The 321-nt window shown below is 51.1% G+C and carries 1 protein-coding gene; it reads left to right on the top strand.

Annotated features, from left to right (window positions below; all coding sequences use genetic code 11):
- Window positions 1–321, top strand: a 321-nt coding sequence (locus tag GFJ41_RS18590) for a M23 family metallopeptidase (protein ID WP_206001637.1), incomplete at both ends; no start/stop codon positions are given.

Raw genomic sequence — 321 nt, 5'->3', positions numbered from 1 at the left:
AAAAGAGCCGACGATGAAACTCTCCATCCTTCTGATCTGTGCAGTGCTGTGTGTTCTGCAGACTGCAACTGCTCAAGTGAAGTTTGGGCAGCTCTGCAGTGGAAACCCATCAAACAGAAAGCGAGGCTGCGACACCAAATACGGCTGCGGCAACTATGGAGCCTCACGTGATGGTGGGAAGCGTAAACATCTGGGTCTGGACATCGAGTGTTCTGACGGTGCAACAGTTTACGCTCCATTTGATGTGACTTTAAAAGGGAAATCTGTACCGTACAAACACAACAACGCCATCAACGACGGCATCCAGCTGTCTGGGGGAGG

It is taken from the genome of Paraclostridium dentum (genome assembly GCF_012922555.1).
Classification (GTDB): Bacteria; Bacillota; Clostridia; order Peptostreptococcales; family Peptostreptococcaceae; genus Paraclostridium; species Paraclostridium dentum.
Note: the sequence above shows the minus strand (reverse complement) of the source record. Positions and strands in the feature narration are given on the sequence as shown.